Origin of the sequence: Gilliamella sp. ESL0441 (assembly GCF_019469185.1) — a bacterium.
Taxonomy (GTDB): domain Bacteria; phylum Pseudomonadota; class Gammaproteobacteria; order Enterobacterales; family Orbaceae; genus Gilliamella.
Genome location: NZ_CP048264.1, coordinates 1,108,425 through 1,131,632 on the forward strand (window position 1 = coordinate 1,108,425; position 23,208 = coordinate 1,131,632).

A 23,208-nucleotide genomic window follows, 5' to 3' on the forward strand; every position below is an offset into this window, starting at 1 on the left:
GATAGGAACGAAAAAACCGAGGTGTCTAATATCAAAAGGTTTTCCATTGATGATTTTAAAACTTTTTGGTTGTAGGACTTGATTGCATCCGATCCTCAAAATAAAGTCATACAAATAATAAGTTTTTTTAAGTAGCTTCAATGTATTCTTTTCCGGAATTATAAATTTCTCTTTCATCATATAATGTAATTTGTTTTCTTTATATAAGTCATATGTTTTCCTTACTCATTTGTATATTTTTATCGTTATTTTAGTTCTCCCCAAATTATTGTCTGGTTTAATTGTTTATCAATTTTATTTTAACTTAACTGACTCATGATCATCATTCTCTAAGAAAAAGCGGAAATTAAATTTCCGCTTTTTTGATAAATCAACCACTTTATAATTTTAATGCCTGTACACTTTGTACTAAGTCAGCTAATTGGGTAACAATTTGGTTTCCGGTATTCGCTTCGTCACCACCTAGTGTTTTATTGCGCATAAAGTCAGCTTTGATTTGTTGCCAACGTTTAGTTTGTTCTTTTGTTAACACACCTCGAATTTCAGCAAGTTTAAGCAGATTTTCTTCTGCGCCGTTGGTCAGCAGTTGTGCCTCGCCCAAGTAGTGATCTTCAATAATTTGATTGAGTTCTTCATCATTCATTACTGAAGAGACTTTTTCAGCAAGTTTGTTCATGTTTCGATAACTACCTTGTAACTTGAACGGCGGTTCTGTTCGGTATTTATCTGATTGCGCTGCACTAATAATATATTGCTGATTGACTTTAAAGACGACTTCTCGAATTTTCAGTAAATGACGCAGTACGGCTACAATTTCGCTAATTTCCGCTTGGCTATAGGCATAGCTAAGTTCATTGCTGTTTAACGGTTTTCCTTGCGCATGGTCGATAAATTGATATAAGTCATTAAGATCACGCAGTGCCAATGGCGATAATACCGGATTTGATGTTAAGCAGTTTTCAATATAACTTGATGCGAACACTTCATCCATGCCACCTAAAACTTCCCCTAAGTTGTAAATATCTGCACGGTTGGCTAGCATGTCAGGGATTTTGAAAACCTCACCTGATTCGGTATAAGGGTTACCCGCCATAATGACACAGAATTTTTTACCTCGAAGATCATAAGTTTTGGTTTTATTTTTCCAAACCCCTTCAATACGACGAGAACCATCACATAATGAAATAAATTTTTGTAAAAATTCAGGATTAGTATGTTGAATATCGTCAACATATAACATGACATTATTACCCATTTCCAGCGCTAAATTCAGCTTTTCAAGTTCCTGGCGAGCGGTAGCATTTGGCGCTTGCTGAGGATCAAATGATAACACGCTGTGTCCTAGTGCTGGGCCGTTAATTTTCATAAAAATTAAGCCGAGCCGATTTGCAACATACTCCATGAGAGTTGTTTTACCGTAACCTGGCGGAGAGATGAGTAATAATAAGCCCATTAAGTCAGTACGACGACTTTCTCCAACTGTTCCCATCTGTTTGGCTAGATTGTCACCTATAATAGGTAGGTAAACTTGGTTAATCAACTTATTACGTACAAATGAGCTTAGAGGTTTTGCTTTGAATTCATCTAAGTGTAAAAAGTCTCGTTGTTCATCTAGTACTTCTTGACGAAGGCTTTGATAATGTTGGAATTCTGGAATGATGACTCTAGATTGCTTACGCATACGGCTAAAGAAGTCATCTAAATTAATATTTAACACGCCTTGAGAAATACTTGAGTGTTCACCTAATAAGTCATTAACTGTAATATCAAGCTCAATTTCGCTAATTTCCAAGGCTATATTACTTTCTTTATCAAACATGCATAAGATCGTTGCTTCAGCAATATACCCTGATAACTTTTGATAATCTGGAAGGGTACAGAGTCCTTTAAACCAGCTTTCAATCAGATTCCAACGATCCGCTAGTCGTTTTTTAAGATTGCATTGAGATTGGTTAAAGTCTCCGAGTATGTGAGATTCTTCAAGTCGAGCTTTTAATCCTTCATACAAATAGCTACTATATTTACTTAAAGTAAATTGTAGAGGCGTTTCAGCTAAAACATAACTTAGGTACTCAGTTGCTTGTTTGATATGATAATGCTCATGTTGAATTGGATATTTTTCCAAAAATTGAGAGAGTTCAACTGACATTTCAGCTTGTAAGTTTTTTAATCCTTCATCATGACCAAATAAAGCTTGAATATCTTTACAGGTTTTTGCTCGTTCAGGCCATAATTTAGCGATATCATTTTTTTGATTATTATGCCAAAAGAGCATTGCTAAGCTACGTGCAAGAGGGTTATAGCGTAGTAATCCAGCCGCTTCACCTAAAGGAATTAATTTTGATAATATTTTTACCGCATCATGATCATGAATACCTTTTTCGTAGCCTTCACGATATCGCATCGCTGCATAGTCACGAACGGTTTTATTTAACATATCAGGTTGAGTTAACTGACTGGATAAATCTTCGTAACTAAAATTATGTTCCTTTTTTAGCGCCGAATTGATAATTGAGTAGGCTAGGTACTCTGCTCGGTATACAGTTGGGGATTCCGATTCTAATGAAATTGTCCAGAAAGGTTTAAAACTTTCTAATTTTGGATGGTCAATTTTTTCTTGATAATCTGTACCTGTTAATTGTAAGTAAAGATGATGTTCTTTAGGTACAATAGTAAGATCGAGCTCTTGAGTGTTAACGCTAAATTTATGTCTTGGACCAAGTTTAATGACATTACCACCCGATTCAAAAATTTCAGATTTGTCACGTAAAGAACGTATTGCTTGATCTCTAGCACTTTTGAATCGAGATTCAATATCATCAGCTTTGACATTATCAAAAAGCGCACGTAATTTTTCAACTATTTCACGAATTTTGAGCGCTAAAGGATCGGCAACAAAAAATGCATTAAGTTCGTTTTGATCTGAAAATTTTGCTGTTCGTCGTGGAATACTGTCTAAAATTCTGTCAGCAGCAGTCAGTAATGTTTCGGTTCGTCTTGTTCGATCTTCAAGTAGCGCTTGTTTGTGCGTTTCGAATGATTCTAAGATTTCTTCACGTTTAGCCAGTATGTCATTTAAGAACTCTTCACTTTCGCTAAATTGGTTTTCGAGTTCTTCAAGTTGAACTAATAGCCTTGATAGTTCATCGTCACATTTTTCAGGTGTCGTGGCTAAGCTTAATGCGCTGGCAATACTTTGACTAAAGAGTTTGAATTGAGCACCAAATTGCGCCACCATTTCAACGCTGGAAAGATTTTTCCGTTTTTGGTTAATGCGTGCTTTCGTTTGGTTGAGTTTGGCATAAACTTCGGCGATCGATTCAATGATTTTTGTTTGTAATGTGACATCATCAAATTTTAATGACGCCATTAATTGAGAAAGCATATCTAAGTTTTCTGACATTTGGTCAGCGGTTTTTATCGGTTCGACAAGTTTGGCAACTGTGTCCGCTTTAGTAAGATACTTTTCAATTTCCTCTATTTTAGATATGAATGGTTCTAATGCTTTATCACTGCCTAAAAATTTGGCTGTTGCTAATGAAACTAAAGTTTGACGTTCTTTTAGCTCATTTTCCATTATATCTATTTGATTTAAATCTATATATCGATATGTTTGTAATGTAACCAAACTACCTAATTGCAATTTTATCGCATTAAGTGCATCGACGTATTCATGAGTTTCATGCCAACTATCTGGATATAATTTTGCTAATAAGTCTTGTTGATTGGTGATCGCTTCACGCATCGCACTATCCGATTGACGGCGTATGCTTTCAACTTTTTCATATTCATCAAGGACTAATTCACTTGTTTGCGAGATATTACGTAAAATTGGAGAGAATGATAAATTCTTTTCATCAGAAAGCCAGAAATAGCTATCAAAAAGTCGTTTAGTATCCTCACTTAATTTGCTATAAAGTTGAGATGAAACAGATTGGTTATCTATTTCACGCGATATAAAGTAAAGATCAGATATACCGCGTACTAATTCAGCGTTACCGATTTTACCTAAAAAGCTGTTATTTGTTGGTTGCGTCGCAGCATATTCGTCACTATAAAAAGGCGTTTGCCAAATTTGCATTGGATGAACTCGTGTTGGTTCATTATTTTCGCCTTCAAATACGACCATCCTTCCATCTTCAAAAACTGCATAACCGTGACCTAGAATAGGGTTATCAAGTTTTCGTTCAATCATGTTGTAATTAAATAATGCTAAACGACCAGAATTTGGATCATAAAATATATAAAGAACATCTTCACCGTTTGGTGAGCGCCTGATGCGTCTAAATCGCATACCTGACATAGACTGATCAAAGGTTTTATATTCACCATTTTGCAAATAATAACCACCAGGAAAGATTACACCATGATCTTCAGGTAGCTGAATACAAGCTTGTCCAATAAAATCAATTCGTTGGGCTTTTTGGGTGAGGGTGTTATAGATTAAATAACGCCAGTTTTCTTCACGATAAGGTAGAACTTTGATTAGAATTAATGATCCAACTTTTGCGTATTCAATTTTTGCATCGTTGATCGATTGGTTTTTATCAAGCACTTCTTCACGATAAATTCCTAGTCCATCATTCGTATTGTTTTCACATTTGATGGTTAGGTCACCACCAATAGTTTCAACAAAAACAGTATCTAAGATATTAATATGTGGAAATCGACCATTGACAATATTTTCTCGTGTGGTTTCTATCCATTCAAAATCATAAGCAGGAGGAAGTGCAATATCACGTTCACCACGATTATCAATATAATTAATGGTTTTTTTATCGCTCGAAATTGACCATCGGAAAACCCGAATATCGCTGACTCGTTCACCAATCTGGAAACTTGCAAGTAGTTTTCCATCGCGTTCCACTAACTGGAGTAATTGAGCGTTTTTATAATAAGTATAAAGTTCATTAAAATCTTGAACAAATCGATCAATATTTAAAAATGTATTAGATAGATCAACTGAATCGGCTTCATAATTTCCATCCCGCTCAACAAGTTGATAAAGTGAAAATACATCTTCAATTTTGGTTTCTTTTTTTAATCCTAGAAAAACGTTATAACCGAAAAGTAACCAATCACCAAAACGGACAATATCTCTTGCTATACAGTTATTTTCAGTTCTTATACGAATTCGTCCAATAATGGACATATCACTTTTACCAAATTCAGTAAGACGCTGTAGATTTAACGCTTCTGTTTTTTGATTTAATTCTTGTCCTAATGAGGTTAGACGTTTTCGAAGGATCTCATAAGCTCCGCCTTCAGCGACCGCTTTATCAAGTGTTGTTTGTTGTTCGTTTTCTTGTTCTATTTCTGCCATTTTAAACTCATTGATCATTATACAGAAAGGGAAGCTGTTTTCGATAGAAACGTATTTTCTACCGAAAACAGATGATAGTGATAATCATTATGTACGATTATCTTTAAAGTGAAGCGTTATTCACTATCACTTTGTTTTTTATTACTATCGGATGGTAAAAATTGTTGTGCTAACGCTTTTAGATCAGTATTTTTTAGCGTTTCTTTTAAATTGATATCTTTATTGCCTGATAAGCGTGATAGCACAGATTGCAATGCTGATTGAAGGACAGGGCTTTGATTAACAGTTCCTTCAATTGCTTTACCAACACTAATTGCTTTGGAGAAACTATTAAAGAAGTTGTCATTACCTCCAACAATTTCAATGTTTGCTTTACTGAATGCAGCAGCAAGAACTTCAGCTTGTTCTCTAGCAATTTCTTTATTAGCAGCAATTGCAGCCATAGCTTGTTCAAAGCCTTTTTCAAGTGCCAAGCGGAACTCTTCATGATTTTTAGATTGCTCATTCATTGTGCCCATTGCTTGGAATTTCTCAACTAAACCATTCGCTTCAGCAGTTAGGCGTTCACGAATAACTAAAGCTTCGGCAAGACCTTGCTCTTTGGTAGCAGCTGCTTTAGCAAAACCAATTCGCTCATCACCACGAGCTTGAGCTGATAGTTTTTCTTCAAGAACTTTTGCCTCAGTTAAACCTTGTTTTTCGGTCGCTAAAGCTTTTGCTTCAATCACTTTTGCTTCGGATAATCCTTTTTCTTGATTTCCTCTGGCTTCTGCTAATAAGGTTTCGGCTGTAATGTTAGCTTTGACTAATCCTTCTTTTTCTTCAGCTTCTGCACGTGCTTTACGTACTTTTGCTTCAGCAAGTCCAATTGCGGCTTCTTCTGCTTCAATTCCTTGAGCAAGTTGTTTTTTAGCTTCAGCTTGTTTAGCAGCAGCTTCAAGCTCTGCTTGAGCCATAGTACTAATTTCAATAGCACGATGTTTTGAAGATTGCTCATCGGCTTCTGCTTGTTTAACTTGTCTTACTAATTCTTGTTCAGCTCTAGCTTCAGCTTCAATAATTGTGGTTTGTTTATCACGATCTGCTTTTGAAACTTCACGGACTTCTTTAATATTTTCTTCTTCAACGGCTACTGTTTTTTCAACAGCGACACGTTCACGAATAACGTTAGCAATTATTTTCTTTTCTTCTTCAAGAACTTTGTCTTTTTCGATACGTTGTAATTCAACTTCTCGTTCACGAGCAACAACTTCTAATGATCGCGCTCGTTCTACACGTTCTTCTTCAATTGCGATTGCTCTTAGGCGATTTTGTTGAGCAACTTCAACTTCACGCAAACGATTTTCTTCACGCACTTCAATTTCTTGTTGTGATTGAATTCTAGCTTGTTCTGCTTTTAAACGTTCTTCTTCTTGAACTTTAAGTGTTTCAGCTTGTTCACGGGCACGGATTGTTTCGATTTCACGTTTTTGACGAGCCTCGGCATCTGCTTGTTGGCGTTCAAGTTCCAATTTAGCTTCAATTGTTTCGGTATCTTTCTTTTTTAAAGCTAACTCCAAATCTCTTTCACGCTTATTTGTTTCGTCTTTATGAACAGCAGTGATAGCGGTAATTTTATTAATACCTTCAGCATCAAATATATTATCTGGATCAAGTGATTTGATAGGTGTTTGTTCTAAGTAATCAATAGCAACATCTTCTAAAGCATAACCGTTAAGATCTTTACCAATGACGTCTATAATACGTTCACGGAAATTCATACGATCTTCAAAAAGTTTCGCTAATTCAAATTGTTTACCAACTGTTTTTAATGCTTCAGAGAATTTAGCACTGAATAGGGTACTAACCGCTTTTTGATCAGATGCACGATCTACACCAATCGATTTTGCTACTTTTAATACATCTTCAGTGGTTTCATTTACACGAAGGTAGAATGCAACACAAATATCTGCTCGAAGGTTATCTTTACAGATTAATCCATCTTTACCACGACGTTCTACATCGAAAGTAATTAATGAAATTTTCATAAATTCTTTTTTGTAGATGACAGGATAAACTAAAGCACCGGTAAAATGTACTTTAGGCTTTGAGGTCATATCATTTACGATAAGAGCGGTACCTTGTGGAACTTTTATATAAAATGCTTTAAATAATAAGAAAAATCCGATAATTACAAGGAATGCTATTCCTACAACTACCAGAAAAAACATTATAGTATCAGAATCGATTGACATAATTTACTTTCTCCAAAAAAATATACTTTACTAACCATTAAATTCTTCTATGCTAATTATTTCATAGCTGTTATTTGTTTGATCATAACGCAATAAGATGGCTTTATCTCCTCGTTTGAATTGATGAGAATCATGACATCTTACTTGCAGAATTAGACCAGCTCCTCCGTCTTCATAAATAGCTTCACCTTTGGTTTCATTCACAGAACTTGTACGAATTTCAACGGTTTGACCCAATAATGATTTGTGATCATTGGCAATATTAAGTTTAGTAAAAATGGGACGGAGAGGTTTTATGATATAAGCAGTAAGATAAACTGCAGAAATAAAGGCAATTATGAAAATGAAGGTACCCATTATGTAATAGTACAATGTAATATGACATAGCGGTAGGACTAAAAAACGAAAGGAAAAATAACTAATAGAAAAGCCTAACAAAGATATTAGTGTAATTACTAATGTCATTGGAACTTCATTAAATCCAAATTTCATTAATAAACCACCAAATCCTGATGTTGGCATATCAGTTGGCAGATCATCTATATCAAAATCAAAGTCGAAATCTAAACAATCGACACTTAATATACCAATTGCCGCGACTAACCAATACAAGACACAAAGTGTTAATAGCCCACTAAAGATAATCACAGGAAAAGAAAAAAATATTCCCCAGAAAAGCTCCATTGTAATTCCTTATATTTATTTCCAAATTAGCTAAAAAACTTAGTTAATTATATAATTGCTTTTTGTATTCTAACTTAAAAATTATCTTTGCTAAATAACTTATTTAGCTTGCTTTTCTTTTAATCTAGCTAATATAGCTGCTGCATTTTGATTACCAGGTTTTATTCCTGCTGCTTCAAGTTTATTATCTAGTGAGCTTTTGTTTTCATCAACAGCCAGTTCATTTTTTGCTTCAATAATTGCTGCTGTTTTTTCTTGACGTTTTTTGATACGTTCTAAAGAATCTAAAGCAGTTTGTAATTTAGCTGTAGAACCACCATAACGCTGTGCAATAGCTGACTGCGCTTTTTGTACACTTTCAGTTGCTTTGACGATATCCACTTGTTGTTTTAAATTACGGATGTTAATTTCAGTTTGTGAAATTGTTTGACGTAAATTTTTAGCATTTTCAGTAAAATAAGTTGCTTGTTTTTTGTGGTTATCATATTCATTTTCAAGAATCGATAATTTTTCAGCTACTTCTAAAGCTAATTCTTCATTTCCTGAATCTAAAGCTTTTAAAGCGTAGCTTTCGTATTCAGCAATTTTCTCTTGAGATTTTTTAACTTCTCTATCGGCTAATTTTTGTTGAGCAAGTATATTAGCAAGAGACTCTTTTGCTTGTTTTAATTCGTTGTCAGCATCACGAATTTCTTGATCAAGTATACGTAAAGCTTGTGAATCGACAATTGATTCTCCAGCCTCATTAATACCACCTCGAAGTGCTGTTACCAGTTTTTTGAAGATAGTCATTGTTAATCTCCTTATTAATAAATTCAGTTAATTAGTTAATATTAATGTAATGATCATAAGCTTCAGTGGCTTTGATTACATTATCAGATAATGTTTCTAATTCGTAAATGATGTTACTAAGTAATGAAGACGAACTTAAAGCACCATACATAATGTAGTTCACCGATCCATCACCAGAATTTTCAATAGCAATAGTTGATAAAGGGAAGAGTTTTCGAGAATGTAAAACCTCTTCATTAAATTTTGTTTGCTCTTTTATAACTTTAGTCGACCAGAGTAACGCTTCAACAATTATTTGTTGATTTGAAACACTTAAAAATAATGGTAAATCGCCATATTCATGCATAATAATATGTAAACATGCATCAACACCATCTATAATTTCAACGGTTGCATAACCTTGCTTAACTAATTCAGAATTATTCAGTTCTTCATAAAGATCTGTAATTAACCAAATTTCTTTTTTCTTCATTTCATTATATTCCTGTATATCATTTTTAAAACACTGGTTGTTTACTAACAAAGGTTCACGAAATTTTTTTTCAATTTCTAGTAACTTTGACGTATTTTCTGGCAAAATCCAAACTTCCTTTTTTATAAAACCTTGGTTGCGCAGTCGCTCACGATACTGCTGTTGGTAAAATGCTGAACTTTTGGTTTCTTTAGTTTTTTTCATAAAATTGATTTTGGATTTATTTCATTAATATTGACTATATGTTAACAGAAAAATATCACATGTAAATATTACATGTGATATTTTTATTGTTTAATTAGACTGAATAATTTCATTAAATCTTCAATCAATTACCCGATAGATGTTGAATTGATATTTCAATTTAGGTTATGGCACTAACGGACTTACGCAATCTTAACATAAAATTAAAAGATTTTTTAACTAAATTTAAGTTCTGTAAAGATGTGGTGTATGAATGAAGATAAAATAGTCAAAATAGTTTCATGGCAAGCCCAGCTAAGTGGGCTAGTTAGAGTGAATTAGGTTTGATTTAAAAATCAATATCTAACCCAATTTGGAAAGTTCTACCTGGTGCAGTGAAAAGATCGAGATATTTGTGATCTGAGTTACGATACAATTTATTATTACTTAAATAATCCCAATATTTTTGATCTGTAACGTTATACACACCACCATTTAATCTTATGTTTTTAGTTACGTTAACATAACCTGTAAAATCAATAACACCATGTCCTGCTATTCGGAAGTATTCTTCTTTTGAATCAGTAATTGGTTTGCCTTCGTTGTTATAGGATTCACGTGAAGTTGGCTTGGTCTTTTTACCTTTTTGGAAAGTTGCAGTTAAGGCCAATCCATAATATTTATTAGGATCATCCCACGCTAGTCCTATGGTACTTTTTAATGGAGCAATGCTATCCATTTCTATATATTTATCACCTAAATAGCTTGATTTTGATTTACCTTGATTATAACCAATTCCCAATCTTGCACTTAGACCATTTACTTGTTCAAACCATGATCCAAAGTTAAATTCACTACTCAATTCTGCACCATATATATATGCTTTATCACGGTTTTCAGCTTGATACACAAGTCGGTTGCCAGTTCCAACAAAATCTTTTTTATACCGTGTATAAGCGATAAAATTTTTGTATTTATTGTAAAAAGCCGCTGTTGATAAGGTTATCCCTGTTATTGGATGACCCTTCAGACCTAGTTCAAAATTATCACTTGTCTCTGTTTTAAGATTCGAATCACCTACTAGAACATACATGGTGCTATGAGCTAAGTATGAACCGTATAATTGATTCTGATTAGGCATCTGAGCACTTCGTTTGTATTGCAGATAAGCGGTAAAAGTCGGATTGATGTCATACATCAATGCTAAAGATGGTAAAAGTTGAAAATCACTATTACTGTTATATTGCTTACCTAATTTAGAAGCATCAGCGATAGTAACTGCCATGTTTTCTAAATTTCGAGGTTTAGTGTTTTGATATATTGCTCGAATGCCAGGCACGAGGTAATAATTATGATCTCCATTGAAATTGAAACTTATTCTATCTTCAAAAAAACCACCTATTTGATAAGTACGACTGTCAGCTTGTGGTTTGGTATAATCACCATCAGGGAAAAGCTTTCCATACCTTGGTTTAGCAGAAGTATAAAAAGGGGATTCATCTTCACTCCATTTTGCATTCAAACCAGCACTAATTCTATGATTATCCTGGTTTTTTAGCAGTGTGGAAATAAAATTATACGCTTTGGTATTATAATTAGTTTGAATGTTATAGTTACCATTAGTCGTATGTCGAAGATACGTGCTGTCATACACATTAGTACGTTGATAATTAAATTGAGTCGTTAGACTATCGATCCAGCTAATGTTAGTTGGAATCCATTGATCTTTGATTGCTAAATTAAAACGGTTATTTTTACTACGTTGGTGATCGTAGGATTCAATTTTTTTACCATACTTATCCCATGTATCATAATGGGAATTTTTTGTTTTATTGTTGTAATCAATAGTGGCATTTAAAAGATGCTCATCAGTCATTTGCCATCCAAAACCAGCAAGTATTGAATTAGAATGCCAATTTTCAGGATAATTATTAATTGAATCACCATGATTTCTACCTTGTTGTCCATCACGACGACTTAAAACAATAATACCGTTTAGATAATCATCTCCGCCTGCCATCGTTATTCCTTGATGATAACTTCTATCGGAGCTGTCATAGTTATTTAGAAAACCAAAATAGCTCGTTTTTCCAGGATAGAGATAATAACTTGCTGTTTTAGTTTGGAACGAAACCGACCCCCCAAGCGCATTGTTTGCGTTACTAACAGAAGTAGCGCCCGATTGAATATCAACTTTGTTATACATATAGGTATCGATGTAATCACGTCCTATCCCATAGGATCCAAAACCGGCTCGACCAACTGAATTTACACGACCTTGTGCAATGGGTAATGGCATACCATCAATATCGATAGATACACGGTTTGCATCTAACCCTCGAATGTTGTAACCCGTAAATCCACCTCTATCCCAGCTACTTTTGCCACTGCCTGAGCCAGATATGTTACCTGGAGCTGATATCAAAGGTTGATAGCGCATGAGGGTACCGAAATTTGTACCACCATTTCGTCTGATATCATTTTCAGAAATTTCGGTATTGGTACCCGGTTGTTTAATCGATTCATGTGCTGTAATTGTCATGATATCGCTAATTTTTTCATCATCATGTTTTTCAGTCGCTAATGCTGGCATTGTTAGTGTTAGACCTAAAGCTAACGTGCCAGTTTTTTTCAAATTTTTAATGTATAACATTTTTAACCTTCAATCTTAAAAACTAAATAAACTAAATTTTTTCAATATTTCATACAGATTTGATAATGTATTTAACTTAGCTGTATTGATTTTCTAATCGTTAATTAAATTTCACTTAAAATTTTTTTAACTTTTGGATTATTTATTTTCTGGGTAAAAACTTTGATAAAGTATATCTGCAACTTGATCCACTCTAGGTCCAATACCAAAAAGATAGCTGTCATCAATTGCTTTAATTCTCTGATTTTTATATGCTGAAGTTTCAGTTATTCCTGGTATAGTCTCTATTTTGTCAATTCCACCTAATTGCGTAATGGAATGAGAATTAAGTAAAATAACGTCAGGATTCATCTTGATTAACGATTCAGCACTGAATGTTTTGTAGCTATTGTGCTTGGCTAAGTTTTCGCCTCCAGCAATGGTTATGAGGGCATCAGCAGTGGTATTTTTTCCTGCAACAGAGTTACTTCCCCCCATACTCATCATAAATAATACTTTGGGCTTTTGAGGGTGAGCTGAGATTTTGTTTTCTAGCTGAGAAAGATTTGTTTTTATTTTTGTAATAAGTTGTTTACCTTCATTTTGCTTATTCAACTTTTCTGATATTTTTTCAATGTTTTGGTAAAGTAAATCAACTGTTCCTGGCACTCGTTGTAATGAAAGTATATCGACGTTGGTTTGAGATAATTGAGAAAATATGTAGTCTGGCTCAATATCGTTAAATGCAATAAATAAAGTTGGGTTAAGAGAGAGAATTCCTTCAATATTGAGTAGTTTCCAATAACCGATCTGAGGTAAATTTTTTGTTTCACTTGGATAATTACTGGTTTTATCTACGCCAATAACTTGATTACCATCGCCTAATGCAAAAACAATTTCAGTTAATGAACCACCCGCAATAACAATCCTTTCCTTGGCATAACTTACATTAAAAAAGCCGTTAAGAGTAACAACAAGTAAAGCTAGACAAAAGGTTGTATATATTTTTTTAATCATTACAAAATCCTTATCACAAAAATACATCTATATAACACTATATTGAAAATGAGAACTATTATCAATAGAATTCTGATGATATTTTTATGATTTTTTTCGTTAGTCTTAACTTAGAATTGAAAGCTTGCTTCAAATTTCAGGAAAAAAATAATTTTGGAGATTTTTTAAGCGCTAAAAAACAGACGAACCGTTTAAAAATTAGTTTATACTCTTGAAAACACCGATTGGTATACTAGTAATAATCATCAAAATATCAAGTAATTACAAAATAATCAATAAAATATATTGATAAATGATAATAATTATTATTTAATCTTTACAGTTTTTTTAATTAAAATGGTTGTTATGAAATCACTTGATGTTAGTCCTTTTTATGCGTTAAATTCCGCTCTTCCTTTCAAAGATCGCTGGGCAGTAATGCCTTTACAAGCTAGTTTACCTATAGCTCCCCCTGATATTGAACAAAATTGGCAAATTATTCAAAATGCAGATTTAAGTGGGCGAAAACGACTTATTTACATTCACATTCCTTTTTGTGATATTCATTGTCAATTTTGTGGCTTTTATCAAAATCCTCTACGCAAATTCGACACCAAAACTTATATTGACTATTTGTTACAAGAGATATCACTTGAGATTAATAATAATGCAATGCAATCGGCGCCAATACATGCGATTTATTTTGGTGGTGGCACTCCCTCAGCCTTAGCCGCAGGGCAATTAGCACGAGTCATTCGTTATTTGAAGCAACATGCACCATTAGCGCCTGACTGTGAAATCACTGTAGAGGGACGAATTTCGGATTTTGATGATGAAAAGGTGGATAGTTATATTGAGGCTGGTGCCAATCGTTTTTCAATTGGCATACAAACTTTCAATACGACTATCAGACAAAAGTTAGGACGCCAATCTACAGAACAAGAAATTATCAAAAATTTTGAGCGTATAGCCTCACGTGATAGCGTTGCGTTGGTGTGCGATTTAATGTTTGGATTACCTAATCAAACCGTTGAGACTTGGCAACGTGATTTAGAAATAGCAAACAATCTTCCTTTAGATGGTGTCGATCTTTATTCACTAAATTTACTTCCAACTACGCCGTTAGCAAAAGGTGTCGAAAATAAACGGATTGAATTACCATCAGTGAGTGATAAATGTAATTTTTATCATCAAGGTGCAGAATTTTTAGCAAAACAAGGTTGGGTTCATTTGACGAATGCTCATTGGTCTAAAACTAGTCGAGAACGAAATTTATATAATTTCTTAATTAAGCAGGGCTCACATTTTTTTGGTTTTGGTTCGTGTGCAGGAGGAAAATTAGATACACATTCTTATATGTTACACCGTGATTTAAATCAATATTACGCCCAACTTGATCAAGGTAAAAAGCCAATAATGATGTTAACCGGAAAATCATTATTAGGTGATTGGTTACATCAGCTACAAGCAGGTATTGAGAAGGGGAGAGTAGATCTGACTAAATTGACAAATTGTGCAGATTTATTTGATCCATTAATTAAGCAATGGCATCAAGTTGGTTTGTTGCAAGATGAAGATCATTGTTTACGCCTAACATTATCTGGACGTTTTTGGTCAAGTAATATTTTACAGGCTCTACAACAATTACTACTACAACTCAACAATCCAGAACATATTGAGTTACAGCAAAAAATGGCTCAGGCAAAACAAGCTATGAAGGGGCATCCTGTTATGCCTGGTGCGCATTCTGACAAGAAAAATAATCAACATATTTCACATCAATAAAGGATAATAAAATGGTAGATAAGCAAACTCATCTCACTAATCTTTCAACTTATATGCAAACTAATCCAGAGGAATTATTGGAAAAAATTGCTCAAGATTATCAGGTAACGTTAACGCAAGTTATTCAAGCCTTACCAGATGCTAAAATTGTTGATGGTTCTAATTTTGATATGATTTGGGAAGAGGTGACTACTTGGGGAGATGTGCTGTTTTTAATACATACTGGTGATATCATTGCTGAAATCTCGGGTGAATTACCACCAGGTAATCACAGCCAAAAATATTTTAACTTACGTCATCAAAAAGGATTAAGTGGGCATATTAAAGCTGAGCATTGTCAATATATTGCTTTCATTGAACGTAAATTTATGAAGATGTCAACAGCATCAATGATTTTTCTAAATCATATGGGACAATCAATGTTTAAGATTTTTGTTGGTCGTGATGAAAAACATCAATTAAAACCTGAGCAATTAGAAAAATTTAGAGCTCTAGCCCAAAAAGTCAATTAATTTTGAGATGATAATAGAATGAAAACAGTATTAGTTTTTGGCGTAAGTCCAAAATTAGGAACAGGTTATCAGATTTGTCAGTTAGTTAAACAGTGCCAACCAAGTTGGCGTTGTATTGCATTGGTACGAGACGAAACATTTGCCAAACAGTTAACTCAAGAAGGTATTGAATGTCACGTCGGTGATGCGACCGATTCATCCATGGTTAGCCAGCTTTGTGCATTAGCCGGATCTGAAGCTACAATTATTTCAACGTTGGGGGGAGAAACCGGAAATTATCTAGCACAACGTATCATTATTGATTGTGCTGAACAAGCCAATATAAAGCAGATGGTATTAGTTACATCATTAGGTTGTGGTGAAACATGGTCAACATTATCTCAGCGAGCCAAACACGCTTTTGGACATGCTGTACGTGAAAAATCATTAGCTGAAGTTTGGTTACAAACTAGTGCACTGAATTTTGTAATATTAAGACCAGGTGGATTACAAAATGGTGAGCTGACAGGAAATGCAAAATGCTACTATCAACAAGAAGTTCATGGACTGATTCATCGTATTGATTTAGCGAAAATTATCATCGAGAAAATAGCCAACCAACAATTTGATAATAAGGCTTATAGTGTTATTGATCCCAATCTTAAATTTGAACGTTAAAACAAGATGAGTGTAATTACAACAATATTATCGGAGAGGATAGTTAGTGCAGCGTTATAGTCATCGTTTTTTGTTATGGGGACTATTTGTCATTCTTTTGGTCTTAATCATTATTTCATCTAATGCTGGACCATTGAAATCTCCATTTTCACAATTATCTTCATTATCATTGGATTTTAATTCATTAAACATCTGGCTAAATATACGTTTACCTCGCATCCTTTTAGCCGTGATTGTCGGTATGGCATTGGCAACCTCGGGTGCTGTTATGCAAGGATTATTTCGTAATCCTTTAGCAGATTCTGGTTTGTTGGGTATAAGTAGTGGGGCTGGATTGATGGTCGGTTTGTCAATTTTGTTCCCGGCAATCTTTCCTCCAATTATGATGTTATATGGGAAAATGGTTGCTGCTTTTTTAGGCAGTTTATTCATCTGTTTACTCATCTATATCTATAGTCTCAACGCCCAGTGCAATTTGGCAAAAATGGTATTATTAGGTGTGGCAATAAATGCAATCCTTGGCGCTGTTATGGGATGTCTTAGTTATATCAGTGACGAAGCTCAATTACGTCAAATATCATTGTGGTCGATGGGGCATTTGGGCAAGGGATCTTGGGAATTGGTTTTTGTTGCCGCATCTTTAATTATTCCTGCCTTATGCGTAGTTTTTTTGCTTTCTCATCAACTTAATATCTTACAGTTAGGAGATGAAGATGCCCATTACTTAGGTGTTAATGTCCTTCGCCTAAAACGATATTTATTGGTGCTAAGTGCTATATTGATAGGAACTTCGGTTGCAGTAAGTGGCAGTATTGCCTTTGTTGGTTTAGTGGTTCCTCATATGATTCGTTTACGTATTGGTGCAAATCACGCTGTGTTATTGCCTGCGTCTGCACTTGCTGGTGCAAGTTTGCTTTTATTAGCCGATACTCTGGCTCGAACAGTGGTTGCACCCACTGAAATACCCGTAGGACTATTGACAAGTTTAATTGGTGGTCCCTATTTTCTTTGGCTTATTTTAAGACATAAATAACGGTTAAAAGTAAAAGATGTTAACAGCTAAAAATATAACGTTTTGTTCAAGTAATCGCCGATTGATTGATGACGTTTCTTTAGAAATCAAAGCAGGAGAGATAGTCATTATTATTGGTCCAAATGGTGCAGGAAAATCAACCTTATTACGCCTTTTAACCGGTTATCAAATGCCATCATCTGGCGAAATTTACCTACTCGATAAAGCTGTATCACAATGGCGAGCCAAGCAACTTGCAAAAGTGCGAACGGTAATGTTACAAAATAGCCAATTGACCTTTCCTTTCAGCGTAAAAGAGGTGGTCGCTATGGGGCGAGCACCTTATGGTAGGTTGCATTGTGATAAAGCTATTAACGAAACCATGAAGCAAACGGATTGCTTAAAATTGGCAAACCGTGATTACCGTAGCTTGTCTGGCGGTGAACAGCAACGCGTACAATTAGCTCGAGTGCTTGCTCAATTATGGCAACCCGAACCTTCGGAAAAACTATTGTTTTTAGATGAACCTACTTCTGCATTAGATCTGTATCATCAACAACACACGTTGCGATTATTGAAACAACTTGCTAAAGACCAAAGATTAGCTGTTTGCTGTGTATTGCATGATCTTAATCTTGCAGCATTGTATGCGGATAAAATAATTTTACTAAATCAAGGCAAAATAGTTGAACATGGTACACCTTCTGAAGTATTGACCGTTGAAAAAATTAATCGTTGGTATGGGGTCGAATTAGGTATTATTCCTCACCCTAATAATGCTTTGACTCCGCAGCTCTATTTAATGCCTTAATTTTGATAAATTAAGTTAATCAATCGCTCCATTTTTAAGCAATTTCAGTATATAATTAAGAAAACTTAACAAATGGGGCTTATAATGACGAATGAAAATAGTGAAAATTCCGTTCCTGTTTCAGATCTTATATCAGCAAAACCTGTTTTTAGTTGTCAATTTGATGGTAAAGGTAAAGCCAATCCTTTAAGTAATGATTGCCAAGCAACGGTGCAAAAGCCTTGTTGGATCCATCTGGATTTTGCTAAATCCGAAACAATAAAGTGGATTAATCAGACAAAATTGATTCCAGATTTAGTTAAAAATGAGTTAATTAAACCCAACCAAATATCAAAAGAAATCCGTTTTGATACAGGTATTTTAGTCGTATTAAAAGGTGTAAATTATACGCCAAATGAATTACCCGATCCGATTGTTACTTTCCGTTTTTACATTACCGATAATTTAATTGTTTCGACCCGACATCAACAAATCGATGCGATTTTCCAATTAAAAGATAATTTAGAAAAAGGGATAGGGCCGGTTGATGTTGCTGATTGGTTAATCCAAGTATCCGAACTTATAAGTGATCAAGTCAATTTATCCTTTGATAGTGTACATAACAAGATTGTTAAACTTGAAGATTTAGTATTAAATCAACGGATTCTTTCACATAAAGAAATTGGTCGAGTACGTAGACAGTTGATTATACTTCGTCGATTATTATCACCGCAGCGGGATATTTTTGTAAAAATCTCAACCGAAAGGATTTCTTGGATTGATGATAACGATCGCCAACGTCTACATGATATATCAAATCAACAAAGCCATTATGTGTCTGATATTGACAGTTGTTTATTACGTTTAGCATCGATTATGGAACAGATTAATAGCTTCTTAGCCGAATCGACCAATAAACGAATCTATTTAATGTCACTGTTTACCATTATATTCACACCAATCACTTTTATAACGAGCTTACTGGGTGTCAATCTTGCTGGTATACCGTTTAGTGAGCATCCGTGGTCTTTTGTTGGATTGATTTTAATTCTTATTGTTATTTCCATCGTTTCTGCCATTTGGCTTAAGTACAAAAAATGGTGGTAGAAGTAATGGATTATTTTTTAACATGAATGAATAAAAACAATCTTATTTAACATTACTGATAATCAAATTAGTAACGTCATTGTGGATGTTTTTAATCAAACTTAATTGCAAACTTATAGGCAAAAAACATTATTTATGCATTCATCTGTATTTTTTTACAACCGAGTTTAGTAAGTGAACTAACTTGGCTATTTCTAGTTTGATGGGATGATTAATCAGGATTGGTTTAACCCTGTAATAGTCTCAGATAATAACCATTTTGCTTATTTGTTTGTAAATAATGAACACTATCATCAATAGATTATTACGCTTGAATGTGCTAAAGACTTATGTAACAATTTTCAACTTCATTTAGCATTTGTGACACTGTCATCAGGATTAATAATTATAAAGGATAATATGATATTTTATAGTGCGTTAACTTATTTGGCATATCACTATCGTATTGAATTTGAACGGGCAAAAGTTATACCAAAAAGCCAAAAACAACTGGTTGCAATTTGCTTTTCAAAACTAATTTCAAATTGTCTGTATCGTCAAAATTTGGCTTACTTGAATGGTTATAATAAGTTTTCCATGAAGATAGATTATAGACTGAATAAATCCTGTTAAGCTTATAAAGCTTGAATTTTATGATTAAGAATAATAATTATGCAATCTAATCAATCCTATCGTCTGTTTATTGCAGAAAAGCCTAGTCTAGCTAGGGCAATTGCCGATGTTTTGCCTAAACCGCATCAAAAAGGAACGGGTTTTATCAAAGCCGCTAATGGCGATATTGTGAGTTGGTGTATTGGACATCTTTTAGAACAAGCGACTCCTGAGGTATATGATGAGCGCTTTAAAAAATGGGTGATTGATGATCTGCCCATTGTTCCAGAAAAATGGGTCTTGATGCCAAAAGGCAGTACAAAAAGCCAATTTGATATTTTGGTTGAGTTGATTAAATCTGCCGATCAGATTGTACATGCAGGTGATCCAGACAGGGAAGGGCAATTATTAGTTGATGAAGTTTTAAATTATTGTCAATTACCACCAGATAAACGCAAAGCAATTAAGCGTTGCTTGATTAGTGATTTAAATGCCAGCGCAGTTGAAAAATCACTTGAACAATTACGTTGCAATCAAGATTTTATTCCGCTCTCTACGTCAGCGCTAGCAAGAGCCCGTGCTGATTGGTTGTATGGTATTAATATGAGCCGTCTTTGTACATTGGTGGGGCAACGAGGTGGGTATCGAGGGGTATTATCCATTGGGCGTGTACAAACGCCTATTCTTGGTTTAGTAGTAAGGCGTGATTTAGATATCGAAAAGTTTGTGCCAAAGCCGTTTTATGAAGTTTTTGCTATTCTTCAAACTCAGCATAATGAAACATTTAAGGCTAAGTGGCAACCTAGCGAAGCCTGTGCACCCTATCAAGATGAAGAAGGGCGAGTTTTAGTTAAAGCATTAGCCGAAAATGTTTGTAGAAGAATTAAAGATCAGACAGGTATTGTTGAAAAAGTCAGTAACAAAAAGAAAGAGGTTGCACCGCCAATGCCATTTAATTTATCCGCTCTGCAAATTGAGATGGCTAAAAAAAATGGGTTAAGTGCACAAGATGTACTGGATATTTGCCAGTCATTATATGAAAAGCATAAACTAATCACTTACCCGAGATCTGATTGTCGTTTTTTACCTGAAGAACATCTTACCCAAATAACCAGTGTAAAATCAGCCATTGAAAATAATTGCTCTGATTTGAAGTCTGCTATTGAAAATGCTGATTTTAGTTTGCGTACCAAAGCTTGGAACGATAAGAAAGTTGAAGCGCATCATGCCATAATTCCAACACAGCGCAAGGCAAGAATGGAAAATTTAAATGATAATGAAAAATTAGTTTATCAAGTGATTGCAACCCAATATTTAGCACAATTTTATCCCGTATATAAATACGCTGAACTCCAAATTGATGTCGATATCCAAGGCGGAAAATTTATTGCTAGAGCTACGCAAATGCTTGATGCAGGCTGGAAAGTGTTGTTTGGAACGAAAACTTTACAAACTGATCAAGCCGAAGCGGATTTAGAGAATAATGGATTGTTAACTAAATTAGTGAAAAAAGGGGAGGCAGTACAATGTATTGATGCTGAACTAATCAGCAAAGAAACTCAACCGCCTAAACCCTTTAATGATGCAACCTTACTTTCTGCAATGACGGGCATTGCAAGATTTGTTAAAGATCCGGAGATCAAAAAAATATTACGTGAAACTGATGGTTTAGGCACAGAAGCAACTCGAGCAGGTATAATAGAACTGTTATTTAAACGTCAATTTTTAACACGACAAGGCAAATCGATTCGTGCCACCCCTGTTGGACGTAAATTAATTTTATCTTTACCGGATATTATGTCTATTCCAGACATGACCGCGCATTGGGAACGGCAATTGGATGAGATTAGTAAAAAGGCATTTTCTTATCAACAATTTATGGGGCAGTTAAATCATTCCTTACTTGATCTTGTTGAAAAGCTTAAAAATACACGATTGAATATTCGTTCTTAATACCCATATAAAAGGATGACTTAGTCATTGTCTTACCTTGTCATCCTTATAATACTTATTAATAATGAAAAAAGTTACTTTTAAGACTATTAATCTTGTTGTTTTGTGTCTTGTTCATTCATTGCGTCATCACTTGTGACTTCATCAGAAATCAAAGGTGTAACTTGGTTACATTCTTCAATTATCATCGATAATTGAACGTTTGCTCGCTTTAGAAAATCACGATCTTTCAAAATTAACCAATATGTTTTAAGTCTTTTCAACGGGCTAATACTAAATAATCCCGCTATCACAGTGACTATAAGTATTGTGATTATTGCAATGACAATGTTTACTAAATCTGTCGATCTAAATAACATTTTTAGATTTGAGATAATAATCAACACTCCCAATAGCAATGCTATACCCCCGAAAAGTACTTCTTTTATCAAAAAAAGGTTAATTGGGATGATTTTATTTTGTTTTATTTTAAAGTACTGTGTAAGTAAATTTAATTGTGGTAAAGCAATAATATTATGCATATCTGCATTGATTAACGATATCGCAATTCTTTCTTTATTGATGTTACCTGATTGATAAAAACAAACCTTTTCCCAAAGTAACTTCTTCTTAAGATTATTGATATAATCTTTTTGATATTTTGGCTGTGGTGTTTTTTCTAGAATATCGGCGTATTTAATAATATTGTCAAAATATTGTTTTTTTGTCCTTTTTCTGTAAACAAACCCGATAAATGAAAGTACAAAAATTATAATCAAATTTAATGCGTTATCATTCAATAATGTTGTTATGTCCATTTTTTATATTCCTAATTTTCCAATGAGATGATAATTGTAACTGATATTCGATAAAACATGTATTAATTCTAGACAAAATAGAACTTTGTTGGGGCTTTAAGTGCTTTTTTTAAGCATTTACAGGGGATATTTAGGATATTGGGTTGACATGTTTTGTTTAAAGGCGTATAAATTGCCCGCCTTTGAGCTTTTCTTACTTTTTTAACTATTAGGTGGTTAAAAATGAGGGCTGAGAAAAGTTGAAATACAAAGTGTTGAGTTCAATTTTACAGGAGAACTATGGACGCTCAATCGGGTCACCCCATATATGGGGAGATAAATTCAAAAACAAATCATTATCGGTTAATGAACCTGTCTAAATAATCATTTTTTCAGTTCACGGGCCGAAATTGATCGAACGGTAATGGTGAACGATATGCAATTTTTTTCACGCTATCACACAAATTCAAAACATCATTGCGCACACATTTTAATGTTGTGTTCATTACATATTTCAGAAAAGCATTTAGAACCACCGAGTTGTATCTAATTCTTAATTACTCTTTTTGCTAATTTAATTTTTTTAAGCTCAGCAATTGTTTTTTGAGCAAGCTCTGCTTTGCATTAAATCCTTAGCAAATTTACTCATTTAAGTTCTTGTTGTTATTAATTAACAATGAGTAGGCATATTTTTGTCTAAAATATTATG

Annotated in this window: 15 protein-coding genes and 1 pseudogene; 8 read left to right on the plus strand and 8 right to left on the minus strand. The window is 34.1% G+C overall.

The window, feature by feature from the left end; translation table 11 throughout:
• Positions 1-379: 379 nt before the first annotated feature.
• From GYM75_RS04915 to GYM75_RS04945, 7 genes are all read right to left on the minus strand, one after another.
• Positions 380-5,323 (minus strand): DNA repair ATPase, encoded by a 4,944-nt coding sequence (locus tag GYM75_RS04915; RefSeq protein WP_220217047.1) that lies wholly within the window; start codon positions 5,321-5,323, stop codon positions 380-382.
• A gap of 116 nt (positions 5,324-5,439) precedes the next feature.
• Entirely contained in the window at positions 5,440-7,533 is a 2,094-nt protein-coding gene (locus GYM75_RS04920; protein WP_370632159.1) for a hypothetical protein, read from the minus strand.
• Between the two features lie 54 nt (positions 7,534-7,587).
• A complete protein-coding gene (locus tag GYM75_RS04925) occupies positions 7,588-8,241 on the minus strand; it encodes an OB-fold-containig protein (RefSeq protein WP_220217049.1) in 654 nt (217 codons plus the stop codon).
• Between the two features lie 99 nt (positions 8,242-8,340).
• Positions 8,341-9,033 (minus strand): PspA/IM30 family protein, encoded by a 693-nt coding sequence (locus GYM75_RS04930; RefSeq protein ID WP_220217050.1) that lies wholly within the window; start codon positions 9,031-9,033, stop codon positions 8,341-8,343.
• Between the two features lie 31 nt (positions 9,034-9,064).
• Positions 9,065-9,709, minus strand: coding sequence for a YjfI family protein (locus GYM75_RS04935; protein WP_220217051.1), 645 nt, complete (start codon positions 9,707-9,709; stop codon positions 9,065-9,067).
• A gap of 328 nt (positions 9,710-10,037) precedes the next feature.
• Positions 10,038-12,341: a TonB-dependent receptor domain-containing protein gene (locus tag GYM75_RS04940; RefSeq protein WP_220217052.1), complete on the minus strand. Its 2,304-nt coding sequence runs from the start codon at positions 12,339-12,341 to the stop codon at positions 10,038-10,040.
• A gap of 138 nt (positions 12,342-12,479) precedes the next feature.
• Entirely contained in the window at positions 12,480-13,337 is an 858-nt protein-coding gene (locus GYM75_RS04945) for a hemin ABC transporter substrate-binding protein (RefSeq protein ID WP_220217053.1), read from the minus strand.
• Between the two features lie 345 nt (positions 13,338-13,682).
• Here GYM75_RS04945 and hutW point away from each other — a divergent pair.
• The 8 genes and pseudogenes from hutW to GYM75_RS04985 all read left to right on the plus strand — a co-directional run.
• A pseudogene (hutW, locus tag GYM75_RS04950) lies at positions 13,683-14,987 on the plus strand (heme anaerobic degradation radical SAM methyltransferase ChuW/HutW); the annotation flags it as partial.
• A 125-nt stretch (positions 14,988-15,112) separates the two neighbouring features.
• Complete coding sequence (gene hutX, locus GYM75_RS04955; protein WP_220217055.1) at positions 15,113-15,613, plus strand: heme utilization cystosolic carrier protein HutX; 501 nt, start codon at positions 15,113-15,115, stop codon at positions 15,611-15,613.
• A gap of 18 nt (positions 15,614-15,631) precedes the next feature.
• Entirely contained in the window at positions 15,632-16,270 is a 639-nt protein-coding gene (locus tag GYM75_RS04960) for an NAD(P)H-binding protein (protein WP_220217056.1), read from the plus strand.
• A 46-nt stretch (positions 16,271-16,316) separates the two neighbouring features.
• Complete coding sequence (locus tag GYM75_RS04965) at positions 16,317-17,303, plus strand: iron ABC transporter permease (protein ID WP_220217057.1); 987 nt, start codon at positions 16,317-16,319, stop codon at positions 17,301-17,303.
• A 16-nt stretch (positions 17,304-17,319) separates the two neighbouring features.
• Positions 17,320-18,093, plus strand: coding sequence for a heme ABC transporter ATP-binding protein (locus tag GYM75_RS04970; protein ID WP_220217058.1), 774 nt, complete (start codon positions 17,320-17,322; stop codon positions 18,091-18,093).
• Positions 18,094-18,177: 84 nt separating this feature from the next.
• Positions 18,178-19,179, plus strand: coding sequence for a zinc transporter ZntB (zntB, locus tag GYM75_RS04975; protein WP_220217059.1), 1,002 nt, complete (start codon positions 18,178-18,180; stop codon positions 19,177-19,179).
• Between the two features lie 303 nt (positions 19,180-19,482).
• The gene (locus GYM75_RS12370) at positions 19,483-19,791 is read left to right on the plus strand and encodes a GNAT family N-acetyltransferase (protein ID WP_370632160.1); all 309 of its coding nucleotides are present in this window, start codon (positions 19,483-19,485) and stop codon (positions 19,789-19,791) included.
• Positions 19,792-19,830: 39 nt separating this feature from the next.
• Positions 19,831-21,723: a DNA topoisomerase III gene (locus GYM75_RS04985; RefSeq protein ID WP_220217060.1), complete on the plus strand. Its 1,893-nt coding sequence runs from the start codon at positions 19,831-19,833 to the stop codon at positions 21,721-21,723.
• An 89-nt stretch (positions 21,724-21,812) separates the two neighbouring features.
• On the opposite strand, the gene GYM75_RS04990 is transcribed toward GYM75_RS04985, so the two are convergent.
• Positions 21,813-22,520, minus strand: coding sequence for a hypothetical protein (locus GYM75_RS04990; RefSeq protein ID WP_220217061.1), 708 nt, complete (start codon positions 22,518-22,520; stop codon positions 21,813-21,815).
• Positions 22,521-23,208 lie beyond the last annotated feature (688 nt).

Coding starts and splice junctions, on each gene's coding strand:
- GYM75_RS04915 (WP_220217047.1), bottom strand. CDS start 5,323: ATGGCAGAAATAGAACAAGAAAACGAACAACAAACAACACTTGATAAA.
- GYM75_RS04920 (WP_370632159.1), bottom strand. CDS start 7,533: ATGTTTTTTCTGGTAGTTGTAGGAATAGCATTCCTTGTAATTATCGGA.
- GYM75_RS04925 (WP_220217049.1), bottom strand. CDS start 8,241: ATGGAGCTTTTCTGGGGAATATTTTTTTCTTTTCCTGTGATTATCTTT.
- GYM75_RS04930 (WP_220217050.1), bottom strand. CDS start 9,033: ATGACTATCTTCAAAAAACTGGTAACAGCACTTCGAGGTGGTATTAAT.
- GYM75_RS04935 (WP_220217051.1), bottom strand. CDS start 9,709: ATGAAAAAAACTAAAGAAACCAAAAGTTCAGCATTTTACCAACAGCAG.
- GYM75_RS04940 (WP_220217052.1), bottom strand. CDS start 12,341: ATGTTATACATTAAAAATTTGAAAAAAACTGGCACGTTAGCTTTAGGT.
- GYM75_RS04945 (WP_220217053.1), bottom strand. CDS start 13,337: ATGATTAAAAAAATATATACAACCTTTTGTCTAGCTTTACTTGTTGTT.
- hutX (WP_220217055.1), top strand. CDS start 15,113: ATGGTAGATAAGCAAACTCATCTCACTAATCTTTCAACTTATATGCAA.
- GYM75_RS04960 (WP_220217056.1), top strand. CDS start 15,632: ATGAAAACAGTATTAGTTTTTGGCGTAAGTCCAAAATTAGGAACAGGT.
- GYM75_RS04970 (WP_220217058.1), top strand. CDS start 17,320: ATGTTAACAGCTAAAAATATAACGTTTTGTTCAAGTAATCGCCGATTG.
- zntB (WP_220217059.1), top strand. CDS start 18,178: ATGACGAATGAAAATAGTGAAAATTCCGTTCCTGTTTCAGATCTTATA.
- GYM75_RS04985 (WP_220217060.1), top strand. CDS start 19,831: ATGCAATCTAATCAATCCTATCGTCTGTTTATTGCAGAAAAGCCTAGT.
- GYM75_RS04990 (WP_220217061.1), bottom strand. CDS start 22,520: ATGGACATAACAACATTATTGAATGATAACGCATTAAATTTGATTATA.